Genomic DNA, 19371 nt, shown 5'->3' on the forward strand with positions numbered 1-19371 from the left:
ACCCCACATTTTTGTACCGTTATTCCCATGGCAAGCCGCAGTCGAGGACGTGAAGTTGCGCTGCAAGCGCTTTTTCAGGAAGATCTCAATCCGAGAGATTCCCGCGACCAGGTTATGCCTCTGCTCGAAAATCGCCTGAAGGAGCCTGAGCTGCGCGAATTTGCCATCTCGCTAGTCTTGGGTGTCTTGCGAAATCGGGAAGAATTGGATGCCCTGATTGCCACCAAGGCTGACAACTGGAGCGTGTCGCGAATGGCGGCCACCGATCGCAACGTTATTCGTATGGGCGCCTACGAAATCCGCTACACCGATACTCCTCCCCGCGTCGCTATCGACGAAGCGGTCGAACTCGCCAAGCGATTTGGCTCTGCGAACTCTTCGCAGTTCGTGAATGGAATCCTAGATAAATTGATCGAAAGGAAAGGAAAGAAGGAATGACCAATGACGAAATACCCAAGCTCGAATGACAATTTTTCGAATGTCGAATGAATGTGGTTAACTTCGACATTCGGTTTTCGTTATTCCGTCATTCTTACTTCTGTAATTCAAATTATGGGTTTTTTCGACAAGTTTCGTAGCGGACTGAAGAAAACCGCTAATATTCTGAAAACCGACGTCCGCGACCTTTTTAAGAGCGAAGGTCGACTCATCGACGATGCTTTCCTCGACGAAATGCGTGCCATTCTGTTTAAGACGGATATGGGCTACGACGGAGTTGAGAAAATCGTGGAGGAAGTCGCTACGAAAATGCGCGGTCGGGTAGTGACGCTCGAAGAAGTCGTTGCCACATGGAAAACCAAGTTGACAGAGTTGATGTCGCAGGACGACTCGCCGATTCGGTTCGCTAAGTCGGGCCCAACAATCATTATGGTTTGTGGCGTGAACGGAGCAGGAAAGACCACCTCAATTGCCAAATTAGCTCACCTTCTCAAATCGCAAGGCAAGTCGATCGTGCTTGGGGCAGGAGACACCTTCCGGGCCGCAGCAGTCGAACAGCTCACAATTTGGTCCAAACGCCTTGGAGTCAATCTCGTCACTGGTGAGCAGGGAGCCCATCCCGCCTCGGTGGCTTATCGTGCCGTGGAAGAATGTATCGCAACTGGGGCCGAAGTTTGCATCGTTGATACGGCTGGCCGACTGCAAACTCAGAAAAACTTGATGGCTGAATTGACCAAGATTCAACAGTCTATCCGAAAATTGATCCCCGAAGCACCGCACGAGGTGCTGCTTGTGCTCGACGCCACTACGGGCCAAAACGGCATCAGCCAGGCCAGCAATTTCACTGAGGCAGTGGATTGCACGGGAATTATCCTTGCCAAGCTTGATGGCACGGCCAAGGGTGGCGTTGTTGTCGCCATTAAGCAGCAGGTTGGACTCCCGGTCAAATATGTCGGAGTTGGCGAGCAGCCGGAAGACTGGGCGCTCTTCAATCCGGTCGAATTCGTCAACGCCTTGTTTGCTGAAATCGATGGCACGAGTCCGGACTAGCATTTTAGCGCCGAACGGTTCGATCCGCGTTCTACCACTCTTTGGCTCGAATCGTGGTGACTAAGACCAATGAGGACAGTTTTGTGCCAACTATGACCTGCCCAATAGCGCATCAAAGAGTGATTATCTTTCTGGCAAGTCATGCTTCGCGAAATGCAATTCAGATTCTCTGCGGACTTTAATACTTTTCGTAACTTGTTTGAAATAAGCAGGTTACCGCCCTTGTTCTATTCCATCAACGAAGTGCTGGCACGCTGATTGCTCATGGCTCTCGCGACGTTGGAAATCTTTGCTGCAATGTCGTTATGCAGTGAAAGGAGTTCTTCACGTCTGGGGCTATTGTTTACGCCTCCGGGACCCAAAAGGTGGAATTCTAGATAACTGTGTGGTCCTGCAGTGATACTAATCCTTCTGACAATGTAAAAAAGGGCGAGTTTTATGTGTTCTCTCGTGATGAATCGCGGCTGGCGTTCTATGCTGGTCGCGCTGATGTTGTCGCTCGGCGCGACAGCCATCTTCAACCAACCTATGTGGGCTCAGGAAGAAGAGGCCACCGTGACCGAAGAAACGGTTGCTGTGGCTGTGGAAGAATCTCCCGATTTGGGCTTTGGCTATGCACTGGACAACGCGATGTTGTTCCTCTCTGCGGTTCTAGTGTTTTTCATGCAGGCCGGTTTTGCCATGGTTGAGGCAGGCTTTAATTCTTCAAAAAATGCCGTGAACATCTTGTTCAAGAACTCGATGGATATTTGCATCGGCGTACTCTTGTTCTACGCCATTGGATTCGGCCTCATGTATCCCGGTAGCTACGGAGTAGACGTTGAAGCCCACAAGTACTTTGCTTTTGGTGGCTTTGGCCTCGATGGATATGAAGCTGCAGCTGATCGTACCTTCAGTCCTGAAGTGGACTGGTTCTTTCAAGCAGTGTTTGCTGCCACAGCTGCCACAATTGTTTCTGGGGCTGTCGCTGGTCGCATGAAAGTAGGAGCCTATTTGATATACAGTGCTGTTCTCACAGCATTCATCTATCCCGTTAGTGGTTTCTGGAAATGGGGCGGCGGATGGCTAGGCCAAATGGGTTTTGCTGATTTCGCGGGCTCTGCCGTTGTCCATGCTGTAGGTGGTTTTGCTGGACTGGCAGGTGCCATAATTCTTGGTCCCCGACTTGGCCGGTTTGTAAATGGCAAATCGATCCCAATGCCTGGCCATAGCATGCCAATTGCCGCTTTAGGTGTCTTCATTCTGTGGTTCGGCTGGTATGGATTCAACCCTGGTAGCCAGTTAGCGTTTCATTCCACAGGTGATATTGATGCCGTTATGCATATTGCTATGACCACCACATTGGCGGCTGGTGCTGGCGGTATCGTCGCGACACTGTTGAGCTGGTTCATGTTTGGTAAGCCTGATCTCTCGATGGGTCTGAACGGTATTCTTGGAGGTTTGGTTGGTATTACCGCCTGTTGCGATTGCATGTCGAACAACATGGCCATCGTGGTTGGTACGGTTGCAGCAGGCTTAGTTATTGCCGGAATTTTGCTGCTCGACAAACTTCAGATCGACGATCCTGTTGGGGCCTTCCCTGTTCACGGAATGTGCGGGGTGTGGGGTTGCCTGGCTATCGGCATCCTGCCGAACACCCTTACCGCTGGACCTGAACCATCAACTTCATTCTCGACTCAGTTTATCGGAACGTTCTCGATTGCGGGTTGGTCATTCGTCACAATGATCGTATTATTCTCGCTCCTCAAAGCCATGGGGATATTGCGGGTCAGCGAATCGGAAGAGCAAAAGGGTCTGGACGTGAGCGAGCATGGCATGCAAGCCTACTCCGGGACGCCCAGTTACTCATGAAGTTGACGAAGTAGTTTTTGTTTAAATTGAATCGCCGCTTGTGGATCGCTGGTCCCTCTCATGTGCTCCACAATCGGCTGATTAATACTTTTATGATACTACCCCTTTACCGGGGTCCAATGGTGATGTCCCAACTGGCTTGGTTGCACTTGCCGCCTACGGTGCAACCAAGCCGGGACGCCATCACCAAAATCGAGTTACAAGTGCGGCACAAATCAAGCGGATTGCTCTGCTTTATAGTGGTTTCGAACTCTGACGATACCAATCAGCCTACCGAGTGAAAGTTGGGCTGTCTGAGCCCATCAAACCAGAAGGATGCCCCAATGGCTTGGGTGGGTTTTCCGCCTATTCCCGCCCAAGCCGGGGTGTCCCTGTGTTGAATGCGGATTGCGGAATGCGGAATGCGGAATTAGGATGGGCGATAGCGTTCAAATCAATTCCGCAATCCCCATTCCCAATTCCGCATTTTTATGAAGCTAATCATTGCCATCGTCCAGCCCAGCAAACTGGAAGACGTCAAAGCAGCCCTTTCGAAAGTCGAAGTTGTCCGACTCACAATTATGGACGTACAAGGCTTTGGCCGGCAAAAGGGGCAGACCGAGGTTTACAGAGGTCGAGAGATCACCGTCAACCTCTTGCGGAAAGTTCAATTGCAGATCGCAGTGAACGACAATTTTGTCGAGCCTACCATCAATGCGATCATTGAGGGGGGGCGCACGGGAGAGGCTGGTCAGATCGGCGACGGAAAAATCTTCGTCCTCCCCCTAGAAGACTGCATCCGCATCCGCACTGGAGAACGCGGCCCCGAAGCGATTTAGCTGCTCTGCAGGTTATTTCTGCGATTCTTGAGCCGCTCACTCTTTTCTCCTCGGCTCGACAGGTTTGTCATAGATTCAAATCGGAGTGGTGGAATTACTCCCCACGTTAGACTATCATGCTCCGAGCAACTGTTCCCAGAGTCGCGTGCTTATCGTCTCAAATCTCATTTTTTAGGCGTGTTTTTTTAGGATTATTTCATGGGTGGAATCGATATCCTGGTGTTCGTGCTGTTTGTTGCATCCGTAATAGGCATCGGACTTTGGAAGAGTAAAGACGAGGAAACTAGCGGTGAAAAAGGGGCCCAGGAATATTTCCTCGCCGGTCGAGGACTAACTTGGTGGCTCGTTGGCTTCTCGCTTATCGCCGCAAACATCTCCACCGAGCAATTCGTCGGCATGAGCGGCGAAGCCGCTGATTGGCTTGGCATGGCAATTGCCAGCTACGAATGGATGGCAGCCATCACTTTGGTTGTGGTTGCGTTTGTCTTCCTGCCCAAGTTTCTCAAGAGCGGCATCTACACGATTCCAGAGTTTCTGGAATATCGTTACAACACCTTTGCGCGCGCTGTCATGGCCATCACCACGATGGTTATCCTCGTGGGCGTGCCGACGGCCTCGGTCATCTTCTCAGGTGCCAAGGTAATCAGCGTATTCTTCCAAGGACAATCCTTAATGGGTTTCGATTTGGGAAGCATCTCTGTCGGGTGTTGGATCATTGGCGTTCTAGCAGCAGCCTATGTCTTTGCAGGAGGCCTCAAAGCGTGTGCTTGGGCTGACCTGATTCAAGGTGCCGCCCTAATTGTCGGTGGCGGCATCATTGCCTACTTGTCCTTAAAAGCGATTGGTTCCGCCGATCCACAGGAGCTTCTCACCACGGCACGCAACAAGGAGGTTTCGGTCGATAGCCTGGAGAACGCAGGACCATTGCAGCGATTTATTGATCTGAATAAGGGCGAACTACCCGACGGTAAACTTCACATGGTGCGACCGCTTGATGACAAGAAAATCCCCTGGTCGGCCCTCATAATAGGACTCTGGATTCCTAACTTTTTCTATTGGGGTCTGAACCAATACATTACCCAGCGAACGCTTGGCTCCAAATCTTTGGCAGAAGGCCAAAAGGGAATTATCTTTGCTGCTTTCTTGAAATTAGTCATTCCATTCGTCGTCGTGATTCCAGGAATCTTGGCCTTCAACCTGTATAGTGGCGACTTGAAGTCACTGGCCGAGAAAAAAAATGCACACCTGCTGACAGAATTCGAGGCTGGTTCAGAAAAACTCATCGACTTTTCCGATCGATTCGCAGAAACGAATCCTGAACTGGCCGCGAAGATCGTAAATCACAATGCAACTCTGTTGGAAGAAACTCCGTTAGAATCTGACAAACAGGAGGTCATTTCGATCTGGGGGAGAAACGCCGAACTAATTGAAATGTCAGAAACCAGTAAAATCCCTGTTGCAGGCAAGTTGGTTGGCTATGACTACGACGCTGCGTTTCCAACGCTGCTCAAGAATCTGCTCGTTCCGGGTAGCGGCGTATTGGGATTTGTCCTCGCCGCAATCTTCGGTGCGGTTGTTAGCTCCTTGGCGTCGATGCTCAATTCGGCATCCACGATTTTTACGATGGACATCTACTACAAGCTTCGTAAGGGCGCTTCCCAGAGTGAGCTTGTCTCAATTGGTCGCGCTTGTACGATCGCGTTTGTGTTAATCGCTCTCTTGATTGCACCCAACCTTGGCAGCCCAAAATTTGGCAACATTTTCAACTACATCCAAGAATTTCAAGGGTTCATCTCGCCCGGTGTGTTGGCGATCTTCATCTTCGGTTTGCTTGTGCATCGCGCTCCGCGATCAGTGGGAACGGTTGGGCTAATTCTCAATCCCATTCTCTACGGTGCACTAAAGCTGGTCGCCCCACAGATTGCGTTTTTAGATCGTATGGCGATTTGTTTTGGTATACTTTTGGTTGTCTTGGCAATCATGACCAAACTCAATCCGCTGCCGGAACCGGTCGAACTACCCGTGAACGAATCGATGAATCTGGAAGAATCGGGCGTGGCAAAGTTTTGGGGGGTTGTGGTCGTCGTGTTAACAATTGCTTTGTATGTAGTGTTCTTCTAATCTTTTGAGCAAGACAGTGTGAGCTGGTCCACTGAGACCAACTGAGTAAAACTCCCCGAACGAAAGCCCTCCAGGTCGACGGTCACATAGCGAAAACCTATTTCCCGCAGGCGGTTTGCTATCGCGGTGCGCTGGTGAGGTTCTGCCAATCTTGCTACCTCATTAGCGTCCACCTCCAAGCGGGCCAGTTCATCCTGATGGCAACGCACTCGCACCGAGCTAAATCCAAGTTCCCGGAGAAACGCCTCAGCGGCGTCGATCCGCGCTAGCCGTTCCGGCGTGATATCCAGTCCGTAAACTACTCGACTAGAGAGACACGGCGAGGCTGGCTTGTCCCACACTTCCAGCCCCCATGCCTGGGCCAGTTCTCGGACCTTTTGCTTGTTAACTCCGCAAGCAACCAGCGGGCTCACAACACCATGCTCTTCGGCAGCCTGCAATCCCGGGCGGAAGTCGCCCAGATCATCGATATTCGTACCGTTAGCAATTGCGGCAAAGCCACGCTGAACTGCCAATCGGCGGATTTGGCTATACAACTCATTCTTGCAATGCCAACATCGCGTCGGCTCGTTCTTCAGATAACCAACATCGGCCAGCTCGTCCGTATGGAGTGTCTCATGACGAATGCCAATTGAGGCCGCGATCCGCTGAGCAGTATCGAGTTCCCCCGCCGCCAAACTTGCACTGACACCGGTCACAGCCAAAGCACGCTCGCCTAATGCTAGTTGGGCTGCTTTGGCAACCACCGCACTATCGACCCCTCCTGAATAGGCGACAACACAACCGGAAAGCTCGCCCAAATACTCGAGCAATCCTTGCTGCGCATCAGCAACAGATATGGGAAAGCTTTGACTCACTTCTTATGGTGCTCCAGCATTTGCGGTTCAATCGGCTGACTCGTACGGGACTCCGCAACTGACCTTAAATAGCAAGGAGCGATGTTCCATTGCTCTCCTGAATCCGTGATGACCGTGACTGTCTTGCGGTTATATTTGGTCAGTACACCAGCCTTCAATCCGCCACCACCAGAGTCAAACTCCACTCGCTCGCCAATACTGAACTCCAACATATCGGCATGGGCGCGCATCTGACGCAAAAACTTTAGCCGAGCCACTATACGGTGATTGAGGTCCACCAACTGTGATTCGTTGAGCCAATGATATCAATAGATTCATCTCTAGGCATATTCAATATCCTCCATGCCTGTATTATGCGGCGATTTCGTTATTTTTGCCAGTGCGACGGCGGCTGGCAAATCCGCTGCCGTGCCTTGCCGAATACGGTGGTGATGCCACCAGCGTCTGAATTGTTGCCAATGGTTGAGCCTGAGTTAGTTGAATAAGGCTGGCCCCACTGAGCTACTATTCAGCCTCGGCAACTGCCTTCTGTGCCATGCGAACCACGACAACCAACAGCACTAAGCAGACAACGAGTCCCGCACCAACTAATACCAAGTGCATCGTCGAGTGTCCGCCCGGTTGGCCTGCCGCCTTGATCATGTGTTTCGCGGCGTACCCCGTGTAGACCTGGACAAACAATCCTGGTATCAGACCAAATAATGCAGCTAGAAAAACAGGAAAACGGGTTGTGGTGGTTCCGATGACGTAGCTGACCATTACGGGATTGAGCGGCAAGAGTCGCAAGAGAAATTGCAACCGGAAACCTCTGTGATTCGCTGCTCGCTGGATGGTTGAGAGCTTTGGTCGCCGCTCAATTGCTTGTTGCACCCGGTGCTTGAAGAAATGGTGCGAAAGCCCGAAGGCGATGCACTGTACGATGACCGCTCCCAAGAGAACAACAGCCGTTCCGAGCCACGGGCCAAATAATGCCCCTGCAACAGCTCCTAGCACAGAGTCTGGAAAGAAGACACTCGTCAATACAATGAGTAGACCCAGATACGCCACCGGCCCCCAGACGCCCAACCCTGCGATCCAATGCTCAACGTCGAGAATGTGACCGTGGAGTTGCCCGCTGTAATGAACGCCCAGCGCAATGACCAACACCACAAGCAGGATGCCGGCAAAGAGTTTTCCCCATTCCACGCTATTCTTGCTCATGCTCACTGGCTTGCTAGTACATGACCCGACTCCGCGAGGCGTTTGAGTGCCACCCGGTCGGTCTTGCCAGTTGCGTTGAGCGGCATTTCGTCGAGGACAACAATTTCCTCGGGTGCCTTGTATCCCACACGCTCTCGAGAAAACTTGATCAATTCGGCAATGGTGGGACGATCTGCCCCAGGCACCAGAGTGATATACGCGCGGACGTTTTCGCCATGTACCACATCGTGTATTCCTACGACTCCAGCCTCAGCCACAGCTGGGTGCTCAACGAGCGATTCTTCCACTTCCTGAGGACAGATGTTCGAGCCGTCATGCACAATGATCTGCTTCTTGCGACCGGCAAACCAGAGATAGCCGTCTTCATCCGCGCGGACAATGTCCCCCGTATCGAGCCAGCCGTCGACAATGGTTTCGGCAGTAGCTTCCGGTCTTTTCCAATATCCGATCGTGTTGATTGGCGACTTAATCCACAACTTCCCTTCGCTGCCGACGGGCACTTCTCGGCCTTGGACATCTCGAACGGAAGCTTGATAGCCCGGCGCGAGCTTGCCGATTGAGCCGACTTTATTCTTTCCGGAAGGAGGATTGATAGTTGCCAAACCTATTTCCGACATTCCATAAAGTTCATCGATTTCAATGCCTACCAACTCGACAAACTCTCGTTCCAATTCTGCCGATACTTTGTCCCCCCCTGCGAAACAGGCTCTTAGAGCACGAAAATGGTGACGAGTTGCCCCATGGTCACGAACCACGTTGAACAAGGCAGCCGGCAACATGCACAGCATCGTGGGTTTCGTTCGGTCGAGGAGTGGAAGTACTTCATCTCCATCAAAGGTACGCGCGATTTCGACTCGGATGCCTGCTGCCAATCCTGCCAAAGCCATTAGCGAAGCAGCAATATGCGATATTGATGAACCGGGCAGGAATACATCGTCTGGAGTGATTTCGAAACTGACAATTGCGCTGGCCAACATCCAGCCAAAAGTCTCATGAGTGTGCGTGACACCTTTCGGTTTGCCAGTGCTTCCGGACGTAAAAAAGATAAATATAGGCGTATCCAGCGAGGGCTCGGGCAGGGCAAGAGACTTCGGTTCAAGTTGCAATAGTTCGTCGAAACTTGGACTACGCATGCCAGTTGCCCCGTACGTGATTCGCCCAAGTGGCAGTTTGGCAACCAACTTGCTCTTGTCGAGGTCGGCATCGCGTTCGACGTGTGCGAGAAGAATTGCCGCTTCGCTGACCTCCAATGCGTGGTCGATTTCAGGGGCCTGATAACGATAGTTGAGCGGAGTGGCAACAAGTCCAGCTTTAATACAGGCCAGATAGAAAATAATGAGCGAGGTGCGGTTCGGCATAAGCGACGCCGCTCGGTCTCCCGGTCTCAGACCCAAACCGAGAAGATTTGCCGCCAAGCGTGAACTCACCAGGTCGAGTTCGTACCAGGTCCAACTGAAGTCAGCTGACACCAGCGCCAGTTCGTTTGAGTTCAACTGCAGTCCACGCTGTAAGAGCTGCGTCAAAACTACTGGTTTCTCAAGCAGTGGCCCCGTGAGTGGCATCGGAGTTTCTTCCATGATTGGAGAGGGTTAAGAGTCTTGCCCTAAAATGCTGCTGGAGGCATTGTAACCGTTGTGCGATCACCTGCCAAACACTCTAAGCACCATCTGCCATGGAGAAAACGGGAGGCGCGATTTCCTCTGTCGAGCTCCACCTGACGGGCAGGTTGTGGCTAATGCGATGAGGGTGTGCGACTAACTTGGCTTGCTGATGTCCCGGAAGAGGGGTTCCATCACCTTAGTATTGCGATCCAGGGCAAGAATGACGGTTCGCTGCTCCACGCCGTCACATGCGCTGGCGACGATGGGTATGACCTGCCGTTGCTCGGCAAGCTTCAGCTTGGCGGAGAATGTGCCATCGGGGCGTACGTTGATCGGCACACCCTTGAGGGTAACGTGCGCGGAACGGGAGGTGACTCCGTAAATCGTCACGTCTGCATCGACCGCTAGTTCCAAAGCAGAGACCGAATCGAGCGCCGCGCCGTGCCCGAAGCGTGTGTTCATAGGCGATCCCATCGGGCGGTGCAGGCGTGTTTCAAGGAGTTCCTGCAATTCGCGACTGGTCCCTTGCTGAGAATATCCTCCACTCATAGCGAAAATGCGATCTGCATTTTCTGCCACGTCCGACCAATTTTCATCGACTGTCTCATTTGCATCGGCAGAAGGGGTCTGGACGGAATTGCTGCGGGCAAGGGCGTAAAAGGTTCCATCCTCGGCCAGGTAGCCGATCTCCATGCGAAATTGGCTGGGGGGCTCGGCCACGTCAACGTACCAGTTTGATACCCCGCCGTGGATCGTGATGTCCCGAACTAGCACTGACGAACCTGCCTCCATAATGCGAAACACACGCAAGGTAGGCTGACAATGGTGCCATCGCTGTCCCAAGGCAGCCTGGGCGCGATCAATGCTGCGTTGCGATAAACTCCAATTCGCGTGTAGCCAGTAGGGATCGCGGACCATCACTATTAGTTGATCTCGGTCCGAATCCGAGTTCTCGGTGCCAGAATCCTTAAGAGCCAAGTTTTTCAGCAAAGCCAGCTTCTGCTGCGCGGCTTGAATATCCTGCCTGACTTGGGGAGGAGTTTCGGAAATTCGAGTAGTTGAACTGCCTGAGTGACCGTTTCCATTCTGCTGCTGCCTAGTGGAAGTCTTCTTTTGGGCAACATGAATGAGGGCCTTGATGAGATCAGCCTTTCGCATGGAATGCCAGCCTGGCACCCCTTGCTGGCGGGCTATTTGGGCGAGATCTTTCGCGGTGTGCGAGCGGAGTGATGCGGCGGTCATAGGCTCAAGAAGCCCTCAGGGCAAAGATTTGAGTTCGCTCGGCCATTCCCACAGAATGAATACCAAACAAGTCGGGTGCAACGTCCGTGTGGGGTTCTGCCGATCGGAACTCGACCTTCGAACACCCCGTTATGATATTGGAGCCTCGGTCGCAGCCCATGCGGATCTATGGCAACTGGCATTCCCTGACCAGGTACCTAAAAAGAAAAATGGGGCCGTCTATTATTCAAGGCACCATAAATCCTCTCATCTTCATCCTAATTACAAATTCGGAAAAACGCAAATATTTGGCATCTCCTGCTGGCTGTAAGTTATTGCCCCTGCATAGGTTACGAGGGGTTTCTTCTCGAGACTGCCGACTGGCTTTGAGCGGTCCACACTTGCCGATATGAACCCCCATTCTTCGTGATGAGATGCCACCTCTATCTCTTTGTGAGGAAAAAGGTTGTGACGAATTACCAGACTTTGTGAAAAATTGCACGAATTCCCCTTCGCGCTCTACTTGCTCCCTATTAGATTAGGCCAGACGAGAAATAATACGCGGTTCTACTATCGTAGAATTGCGTTCTCAGCGGCGTCTCACCACGGGAATCAGCTTCAGCAAGATGAGATCGTAATGTCCTGGGAGCCGTCAAATGGGGCAGATATTGATGACCCAGTTGGCGACAGGCCAGATGACCAAGCGAACGACGATAATCGCTCGGCTTCGGCAAAGGCTGCCGAATGGGCGTCGCGAATAATGACCATCTCCCTTGAGATGGTGCTTCCAGGCCTGGCGGGTTATTGGCTTGATAACAAGCTGGGAAGCAAGGGTTTATTTATGATACTTGGTTTTGCCGCAGGAAGTCTGATTGCCTTCAAGCAGTTGCTGGCAATTGCCAAGATAGGGCAGGGCAAGAAACGTGTTGGCCGAAGTCGGCTGAGGGAAAGTCCTGCCAGTACAACTGCCAAGTTATCCGAGAAGGACAAACTGTGACTTCATTATCGTCAGGCTGGTCCACAAGCGGCGCACCAAGCAGCTTGCTGTCCTGCGCGTTGTTCTTGCTCGTGGTCATGGCGATCTTCGTTGGCTGCTCGCTTCCAATTGCCTTTTGGATTGGCAATACGGCTTGGCTCTCACTTCTGACGGCAGCCTCAATTTGCTTCGCGGCAGGTTTGGCTGCTCTTGTGATTTCATATCAATTCAGCTTAGCCGGTCAAAACTTGGCCGGGATGCTGCTGGCCATGGGTTGCCGCTTGGTACCGCCGCTGATGGTCTGTCTGTGGCTGGCCCTCAATAAAAATCAGGCGAATCATAACTCGTTTGTGGGTTTCTTGATCGCAAGTTATTTGGTGTCGCTGGCTGCGGAGACATTTCTCTCGGTCCAAATGATCGATTCCCTTCCCTCCAAGCCCGCCTCGCACTGACCCCGCATTTCCAGCTATGGCCAATCCACTCGACCCCAAAGAACTCTTTAAGCACGTCGAAGATTCGACGAGCTTTCACTTGCCCCAGGCGTTGACTCCGCCCGGCTCGCATGGCCACGTCGAGTTGCCCCAGCCTTTTCTGCTGGATAAGCCGCTGATCGAGATGCACACTGGCAATGAGCTGATCGATAAAACAATTCAACCGCTCGAATTCAAGCTGACCAGGTTCATGGTGCTTGAGGTGATCATTGCCGCGATCATCGTGTTGCTATTCGTCTTCCTGGCGGGACGGCTTAAAGGGGGATCGCAGGCCAAGGGCCGGCTCTGGAACCTGCTCGAAGTATTCTTGCTCTATATCCGCGATCACATCGCCCGGCCTTGTATCGGTTATCACGATGCCGACAAGTTTGTGCCTTTTCTGTGGACTATGTTCCTGTTTGTGCTGGGTTGCAACCTGATGGGTATGATTCCCTGGATGGGTTCACCAACCGGGGCACTCGCCGTCACCGCGGCCTTGGCACTAACGACGTTTATAGTGGTTATCGGTTCGGGAATGAAAAAGCTTGGTGTCGTGGGATTCTGGAAGGCTCAAGTGCCCCACATGGATTTGCCGAAGCCGATTGCCATAATGCTGATCCCGCTCATTTTCGTGATTGAAATCCTTGGCTTGTTCATCAAACATTGCGTGTTGGCCGTGCGTCTCTTGGCCAATATGATGGCAGGTCACGTGGTGCTGGCCGTGTTGTTGGCGTTCATTGGAGCTAGCGCAGTGGCAGGTCAAGCCATTTGGGGAAGTGTCACCGCAGCCAGTGTGCTGGGTGCCACCGCACTCAGTTTACTTGAATTGTTCGTGGCCTTTTTGCAGGCCTATATTTTTACCTTCTTGTCGGCCCTATTCATTGGAGCAGCAGTACATCCGCACTGATAAACCCTTTGAGTAGGTTCGATTTTGTATAGTTTTTTTCAGGTCTCGTTTTGTTGTAGGAGATTTTTAAAGTGATGAAATTGGTCAAATTGCTATCGTTTTGTTGGGCTGCGTTGGCCGTTGCTGGTCCAGCTATGGCACAGGGAGCTGGAGATGCTGCCGCTGCTGGTGGCGGGATTAGCCTTAACTTGGGAGCTGCCTTTGGTGCAGGTCTGGTGATTATTGGTGCCGCCTTGGGTATCGGCAGAATTGGTGGCCAAGCGGTCGAAGGCATGTCTCGGCAACCGGAGGCTGCTGGTAACATCCAGACGGCCATGATTATTTCCGCAGCGTTGATCGAAGGTGCTACGTTCTTTGCCTTGATCGTATGTATGCTCTTTAACTAGTTGCATATTGCAAAAAGGTATTTTTCTTAAAACCTGCAAATGCTATTGCGATAGGGTGCTGCGCATGAGCTTTCGACAATTTAGTTCTTGTTTGCTATTGGTCTTTGCGCTGAGTGGCTGGCTTGTCGGTTCTCCGACCGCCGAAGCCGCCAGTGAGAGTCACGGCTCCGCTGCTGCGGAGCATGGTGAGGGTCACGAAGGGGGAGACCCCAATCCCTTGAGTGTCGATCCCGATCTGGCGATCTGGACCGTTGTTGTGTTCGTGGTGTTGTTCTTGGTTCTGAGCAAGTTTGCCTGGCCAGCGATTTCGGCAGCCCTCGTGGAGCGTGAAAAACGTATCGAAGGCAACATTGCCGAGGCGGCCGTCAAGCATGAGCAAGCCAAAAAGCTGCTGCTGGAGCACGAAGCAAAATTGGCTAGTGCTGCCGACGAAGTGCGTGCCCTGCTGGAGGAAGCCCGACGTGACGCCGAGCACACCAAGAATCAGATCGTCGCGGAGGCCAAGCAGGCAGCAGATCAGGAACGCGATCGAGCCCTTCGTGATGTGGAGCGTGCAACGGATGCCGCCAAGAAGACCCTGGCTGAGACAAGTGCCAACCTGGCCGTTGAATTGGCGGGACAAGTGGTACGAGTCAACATATCGCCGGAGCAACAATCGCAATTGGTCCGCGACGCGTTGGGTAGGTTATCGTCCATGAGCCCCAGTAAGAACTGATTTCCATGGCAGAGAGTTTTTTCAGTCCCGAAAGCACAAACGAGACGGTCCTCGACGTAGGCGCCGAGATGCTCTCGCGTGTGTATGCCAAAGCCGCCCTGAACGCCGCTGGGGATCACGATGCCCAGCAAGGTTTGATGGACGAGCTCCAGGCAGTGGTGTCCGAAGTACTGGTAAAGCACTCTGATCTAGAAAAAGTCTTTGATTCGGCTCTTGTTTCGCAAGAGCACAAGCAAGGGATCCTCGAACGGGTTTTCGGAAAAAGCCTCTCGCAGTCAGCGCTGAGCTTCCTCTATGTGCTGACGAAGCACAACCGATTAGGAATGCTTCGTCAGGTAGTTCGTTCCGCCGGCGAACTTTGGAAAGAACGTTGCAATCAAGTGACTGTTCACTTGGAATTGGCCCAAGAAGTCGACCAGACGCTTGAGCAGGAAATCATTGCCACTTTAGCACAGGTATTTGACACCCACCCGATCGTCCAGGTGAAGATCAACGCCGACTTGATAGCTGGTTTTGTGGCTCGCGTTGGGGATCGAGTTTTTGATGCTTCAACTCGCACAAGCCTGGAGCGAACCCGGCAGTTGATGATTGCTAGTGCCGTCGAATCGATCCAGCGACACCAGCGCATATAACAAATTATCAAATTAATAAGAAACCAAACATTTAGATTCCCGGGAGAGCTTCTATGAAGTTCAACAGCGACGAAATCGCTTCTGTCATCCAAAAAGAAATCGAGAACTATTCATCTCAGATTGATGTCCGCGACGTGGGTCGTGTGCTGGAAGTGGGCGACGGCATTGCCCAGGTCTACGGCCTCTCCGATGTGATGGCAGGAGAAATGGTGCAATTCGAGAGTGGCGTGACTGGCCAGGCGTTCAACCTCGAAGAAAACTCAGTCGGTGTGATCATCCTGGGTGATTACCTGCATATCAACGAGGGTGAAGAAGTTCGCAGCACAGGCAAGCTCTTGAGCGTGCCCGTAGGTGACGAACTCCTGGGCCGCGTGGTCGATCCCCTTGGCAACCCTCTCGACGGGAAGGGCCCGATCGTCACCAACGAGCGCCGCGAAGTGGAAGTCATTGCCACCGGTGTTTCCCAGCGTCAACCTGTGTGCGAACCGCTGCAAACTGGCATCAAGGCCGTCGACGCTATGACCCCCATTGGCCGTGGCCAACGCGAACTGATCATTGGCGACCGCAAGACAGGCAAGACAGCCATCGCCATCGACGCCATTATCAACCAACGCGATTCCGGCGTGAAATGCTTTTATGTGGCCATCGGTCAGAAGGAGTCCACCGTCGCCGGTGTGATCGAGAAGCTCCGTGATTCTGGTGCCATGGATTACACCACGATTATCGTTTCCGGCGCGAGTACACCTGCCCCGCTCCAATATGTCGCCCCGTACTCGGGGACGGCCATGGCCGAATATTACATGTACAAAGGGGGCCATGCCTTGGTCGTCTATGACGATCTAAGCAAGCAAGCCGTCGCCTACCGAGAACTGTCGCTCCTTATGCGTCGTCCTCCAGGCCGCGAAGCTTTCCCGGGTGACGTGTTCTACTGTCACAGCCGATTGTTGGAACGGTCGTCCAAACTTTCCGATGAACTCGGAGGCGGCTCGATCACGTCGCTGCCGATCATCGAGACTCTCGAAGGAGAAGTATCCGCTTACATCCCCACGAACGTGATTTCGATTACTGACGGGCAGATCTATCTGCAACCGGATTTATTCTTCTCGGGGGTGAAGCCTGCGATGAATGCGGGTATATCAGTGTCACGTGTGGGTGGTGCGGCTCAGATTAAAGCGATGAAGAAGGTAGCCGGTGGTTTGCGTCTCGACTTGGCAGCCTTCCGCGAGCTTGAGGCCTTTGCCCAGTTGGGAACCGAGCTCGACCCCGCTACCCAAGCCCGCCTGGATCGTGGTTATCGCATGGTCGAACTCCTCAAGCAGGGGCAGTACAAACCGCTCAATGTCGTGGACCAAGTGCTCGTGATCTTTGCGGGCACACGTGGATTTCTAGACAAAGTCGCCGTCGAACGTGTGCAAGAGTGGGAACAGAAATTCCTCACTTTCATGTCCGACCAGAAATCTGAAATTCGCGACGAACTTGCCAGCAAGAAAGACCTGGACGACGACCTGACCGAAAAGATCAAGTCCGCCATTGAAGAATTCAGCACCCAGTTCCAAGGCACAGGCGAAAAGAAACAAGAAGCCGTTTTGGCGTAGAACCAGACCAGTAACTAACGCATCCGGCTCGCCTTACTAACAACTAGCCACCAACCACCAACCACTAGCCACTAGCCACTATCAATGGCCAATCCCAGAGAACTCGATCAACGCCGCAAGTCAGTCCGCAATATCCGCAAGATAACGAGGACCATGGAACTGATCGCCACGGCACGATTCAAGAAAGCTATGGATCGAGCGGCGGCGGCCACTGCGTACACTGATCGCATCACTCAGTTGGTCTCTGATCTTGCCAAGACAGGCTTGCAAGTAAGTCATCCGCTGTTGGAACAACGCGAGAAGACTGATCGAGCAGTGTTGCTTGTGCTTACGGCCAATCGTGGTCTCTGTGGTGGCTTCAATGGCAATCTGATTCGTGCCGCTCTGGATCGTTGGAAGCAGTTGAAGGAGGAAGTTCCAGAGTGTCGTTTAGAGATTTCCGGCAAGCGAGGCATCGGTGGCTTCAAGTTTCGCGGCCATGTCGCGGATCAGACTTACACCCACTTTGAAGATAGGCCGTCTTTCACTGAAGTGGAGTTGATTGCCAACCGTTATCTGGATGAGTACACGGTTGGGGCGATTGATCGACTCGACGTCGTATACATGAAATATGAAAGTGTTTCTCGGCAAAATGTGTCCGTCGAGACTCTATTGCCGCTCGGATCGCTGGGTGACTCGGCACCTGAAGCGGAGTTAGCAGCTACGAGTGGTCCTCAGTACGACTTTCTCCCTTCGCCGGAGAGCATTTTGGAGGAAGTTGTACCAACCAGCTTCAAAGTGAAGCTGTTCAAATGTTTTCTCGATTCGGCGGTGAGCGAGCAAATTGCCCGCATGGTAGCCATGAAGGGTGCTACCGAGAACGCCGGAGATTTGATTAAGACCCTGAGCATGCAATACAACCGTGCCCGCCAAGGTCGGATTACTTCGGAATTGATGGACCTGATCGGCGGCGTCGAAGCCCTCAAATAGTTTTCACAGTTAGCATTTTTATCGAGCCGCGACTTAACACGTCGCCGGGAGAAGCGAAAGTTTTATGACAGCAACCGCAACAAACATTGGCCATATCACCCAAGTGATTGGCTCCACTTTTGATGTGGAATTCGACGAAGAGAATCTGCCGGCAATTTACAATGCCGTGAAGGTTGTTTCTGAGCACAAAGGGGTGAAGCTGAATCTCACCGGCGAAGTCCAGCAACAACTCGGCGGCGGTCGAGTCCGTTGTGTCGCCTTGGGCAGCACTGACGGATTGATCCGGGGCCAGGATTGCATGGACACGGGTGGGCCTGTAACGGTCCCAGTCGGTACGGCCACCCTCGGCCGAGTCTTCAATGTGCTTGGCGAGGCAGTCGATGGCCGCGGACCTGTAGATGCTGAGGAGCGCTGGCCGATACATCGTGAAGCGCCCAAGCTCGATGCCCTCTCGACCAAAACCGAATTGTTTGAAACCGGCATTAAGGTGATCGATCTGCTCACCCCGTTTGTTCGCGGTGGTAAGGCAGGGTTGTTCGGCGGTGCCGGTCTGGGCAAGACGGTCATTCTGACCGAGTTGATCGCCCGTATAGCATCGGCACACGGTGGTTACTCCGTGTTTGCCGGGGTAGGGGAGCGGACCCGCGAAGGAACGGACCTCTGGCTGGAAATGCAAGAAGCCAAGATTGGCGACACGGGCCGCAGTGTTATCGATCAGACCTGCATGGTGTTCGGTCAGATGAATGAACCGCCAGGTGCCCGACTTCGCGTGGCGTTGTCCGCTTTGACGATGGCCGAGTATTTCCGTGACAAGACGGGTGCGGACACGCTCTTGTTCGTCGATAACATCTTCCGCTTTTCGCAAGCGGGTAGCGAAGTATCCGCCCTGTTGGGACGTATGCCGTCTGCGGTGGGTTACCAGCCTACGTTGGCCAGCGAAATGGGGGCCCTCCAGGAAAGAATCGCATCAACCAGCAACGGGGCCATCACCTCGGTGCAAGCCGTCTACGTGCCTGCGGACGATCCCACCGATCCTGCCCCTGCCACCGCCTTCGGCCAGTTGGATGCGTTCTTGTATCTCGAACGTTCGATTTCGGAAAAAGGTATCTACCCGGCGGTCGATCCGCTTGCCTCGGCAAGCCGAATTCTCGATCCGCAGTATGTTGGCGACCGTCATTACAACTGTGCCCGCCGTGTTCAGAACACGTTGCAACGTTACCGCGAATTGCAGGACATCATCGCGATTCTTGGTGTCGACGAGCTTTCCGAAGAAGACAAGATGATCGTGCATCGAGCCCGCCGAATCGAGCGGTTCCTTTCCCAACCGTTCCTTGTGGCTGAAGTCTTCACTGGCAAGCCGGGTGAGATCACACCGCTGTCGGAAACAATTCGCAGTTTCGAAGAGATATGCGATGGCAAGTGGGACCACCTCCCCGAGAACGCCTTTATGTATGTAGGCGTCATTGAGCAAGCCGAAGAACAGTGGAAGAAAAGCGAGAAGAAGTAGTGAATGACGAAACCGACCATGAGACATTACTTGGTCTTAGTTCATTCGTCATTGGTT

Annotated in this window: 19 protein-coding genes; 14 read left to right on the forward strand and 5 right to left on the reverse strand. The window is 52.8% G+C overall.

Translation table 11 applies throughout. The features are described from left to right. The first annotated feature begins 27 nt into the window (after positions 1 to 27). From nusB to Pla144_RS10110, 5 genes are all read left to right on the forward strand, one after another. Positions 28 to 438, forward strand: a complete 411-nt coding sequence (nusB, locus tag Pla144_RS10090; protein WP_146450559.1) for a transcription antitermination factor NusB — start codon at positions 28 to 30, stop codon at positions 436 to 438. A gap of 51 nt (positions 439 to 489) precedes the next feature. After that, entirely contained in the window at positions 490 to 1488 is a 999-nt protein-coding gene (gene ftsY / locus Pla144_RS10095) for a signal recognition particle-docking protein FtsY (RefSeq protein WP_197530555.1), read from the forward strand. Between the two features lie 438 nt (positions 1489 to 1926). Next, complete coding sequence (locus Pla144_RS10100; RefSeq protein WP_391580966.1) at positions 1927 to 3339, forward strand: ammonium transporter; 1413 nt, start codon at positions 1927 to 1929, stop codon at positions 3337 to 3339. Positions 3340 to 3809: 470 nt separating this feature from the next. Then, positions 3810 to 4157: a P-II family nitrogen regulator gene (locus Pla144_RS10105; RefSeq protein ID WP_146450560.1), complete on the forward strand. Its 348-nt coding sequence runs from the start codon at positions 3810 to 3812 to the stop codon at positions 4155 to 4157. Positions 4158 to 4355: 198 nt separating this feature from the next. Continuing rightward, complete coding sequence (locus Pla144_RS10110) at positions 4356 to 6278, forward strand: sodium:solute symporter family transporter (protein ID WP_146450561.1); 1923 nt, start codon at positions 4356 to 4358, stop codon at positions 6276 to 6278. Here Pla144_RS10110 and larE read toward each other — a convergent pair. The 5 genes from larE to Pla144_RS10135 form a co-directional block, all read right to left on the reverse strand. Continuing rightward, positions 6275 to 7135 (reverse strand): ATP-dependent sacrificial sulfur transferase LarE, encoded by an 861-nt coding sequence (larE, locus tag Pla144_RS10115; protein ID WP_231936295.1) that lies wholly within the window; start codon positions 7133 to 7135, stop codon positions 6275 to 6277. The two genes, Pla144_RS10110 and larE, sit on opposite strands and share 4 nt — an antisense overlap. Beyond that, positions 7132 to 7413 (reverse strand): hypothetical protein, encoded by a 282-nt coding sequence (locus tag Pla144_RS10120; protein ID WP_197530556.1) that lies wholly within the window; start codon positions 7411 to 7413, stop codon positions 7132 to 7134. The genes larE and Pla144_RS10120 overlap by 4 nt, the downstream gene beginning before the upstream one ends. 226 nt (positions 7414 to 7639) lie before the next feature. After that, positions 7640 to 8335 carry a TVP38/TMEM64 family protein gene (locus Pla144_RS10125; protein ID WP_146450563.1) on the reverse strand — a complete coding sequence of 232 codons (696 nt, stop codon included), beginning with the start codon at positions 8333 to 8335 and terminating at the stop codon, positions 7640 to 7642. 2 nt (positions 8336 to 8337) lie between these two features. Then, positions 8338 to 9897: a class I adenylate-forming enzyme family protein gene (locus Pla144_RS10130; protein WP_146450564.1), complete on the reverse strand. Its 1560-nt coding sequence runs from the start codon at positions 9895 to 9897 to the stop codon at positions 8338 to 8340. A gap of 192 nt (positions 9898 to 10089) precedes the next feature. Beyond that, positions 10090 to 11178: a DUF4912 domain-containing protein gene (locus Pla144_RS10135; RefSeq protein WP_146450565.1), complete on the reverse strand. Its 1089-nt coding sequence runs from the start codon at positions 11176 to 11178 to the stop codon at positions 10090 to 10092. A gap of 616 nt (positions 11179 to 11794) precedes the next feature. Between Pla144_RS10135 and Pla144_RS10140 the strand changes: the two genes are divergently transcribed. The 9 genes from Pla144_RS10140 to atpD all read left to right on the forward strand — a co-directional run bounded on the left by Pla144_RS10140 (position 11795) and on the right by atpD (position 19314). Next, positions 11795 to 12154 carry an AtpZ/AtpI family protein gene (locus tag Pla144_RS10140; protein ID WP_146450566.1) on the forward strand — a complete coding sequence of 120 codons (360 nt, stop codon included), beginning with the start codon at positions 11795 to 11797 and terminating at the stop codon, positions 12152 to 12154. Continuing rightward, positions 12151 to 12585: a hypothetical protein gene (locus tag Pla144_RS10145; RefSeq protein ID WP_146450567.1), complete on the forward strand. Its 435-nt coding sequence runs from the start codon at positions 12151 to 12153 to the stop codon at positions 12583 to 12585. Before Pla144_RS10140 ends, Pla144_RS10145 begins: the two co-directional genes overlap by 4 nt. 16 nt (positions 12586 to 12601) lie before the next feature. Next, the gene (gene atpB / locus Pla144_RS10150; protein ID WP_146450568.1) at positions 12602 to 13510 is read left to right on the forward strand and encodes a F0F1 ATP synthase subunit A; all 909 of its coding nucleotides are present in this window, start codon (positions 12602 to 12604) and stop codon (positions 13508 to 13510) included. 74 nt (positions 13511 to 13584) lie between these two features. Next, the gene (gene atpE, locus Pla144_RS10155) at positions 13585 to 13896 is read left to right on the forward strand and encodes an ATP synthase F0 subunit C (protein ID WP_146451058.1); all 312 of its coding nucleotides are present in this window, start codon (positions 13585 to 13587) and stop codon (positions 13894 to 13896) included. A gap of 64 nt (positions 13897 to 13960) precedes the next feature. Next, positions 13961 to 14611, forward strand: coding sequence for a F0F1 ATP synthase subunit B (gene atpF / locus Pla144_RS10160; protein WP_146450569.1), 651 nt, complete (start codon positions 13961 to 13963; stop codon positions 14609 to 14611). Positions 14612 to 14616: 5 nt separating this feature from the next. After that, the gene (gene atpH, locus Pla144_RS10165) at positions 14617 to 15243 is read left to right on the forward strand and encodes an ATP synthase F1 subunit delta (protein WP_146450570.1); all 627 of its coding nucleotides are present in this window, start codon (positions 14617 to 14619) and stop codon (positions 15241 to 15243) included. A gap of 53 nt (positions 15244 to 15296) precedes the next feature. Further along, positions 15297 to 16838 (forward strand): F0F1 ATP synthase subunit alpha, encoded by a 1542-nt coding sequence (gene atpA / locus Pla144_RS10170; RefSeq protein WP_146450571.1) that lies wholly within the window; start codon positions 15297 to 15299, stop codon positions 16836 to 16838. Between the two features lie 84 nt (positions 16839 to 16922). Continuing rightward, on the forward strand, positions 16923 to 17807 hold the full coding sequence (gene atpG / locus Pla144_RS10175) for an ATP synthase F1 subunit gamma (RefSeq protein WP_146450572.1): 885 nt from the start codon (positions 16923 to 16925) through the stop codon (positions 17805 to 17807). Between the two features lie 64 nt (positions 17808 to 17871). After that, positions 17872 to 19314 (forward strand): F0F1 ATP synthase subunit beta, encoded by a 1443-nt coding sequence (atpD, locus tag Pla144_RS10180; RefSeq protein WP_146450573.1) that lies wholly within the window; start codon positions 17872 to 17874, stop codon positions 19312 to 19314. Positions 19315 to 19371: the final 57 nt, after the last annotated feature.

This window comes from Bythopirellula polymerisocia (assembly GCF_007860015.1).
Taxonomy (GTDB): domain Bacteria; phylum Planctomycetota; class Planctomycetia; order Pirellulales; family Lacipirellulaceae; genus Bythopirellula; species Bythopirellula polymerisocia.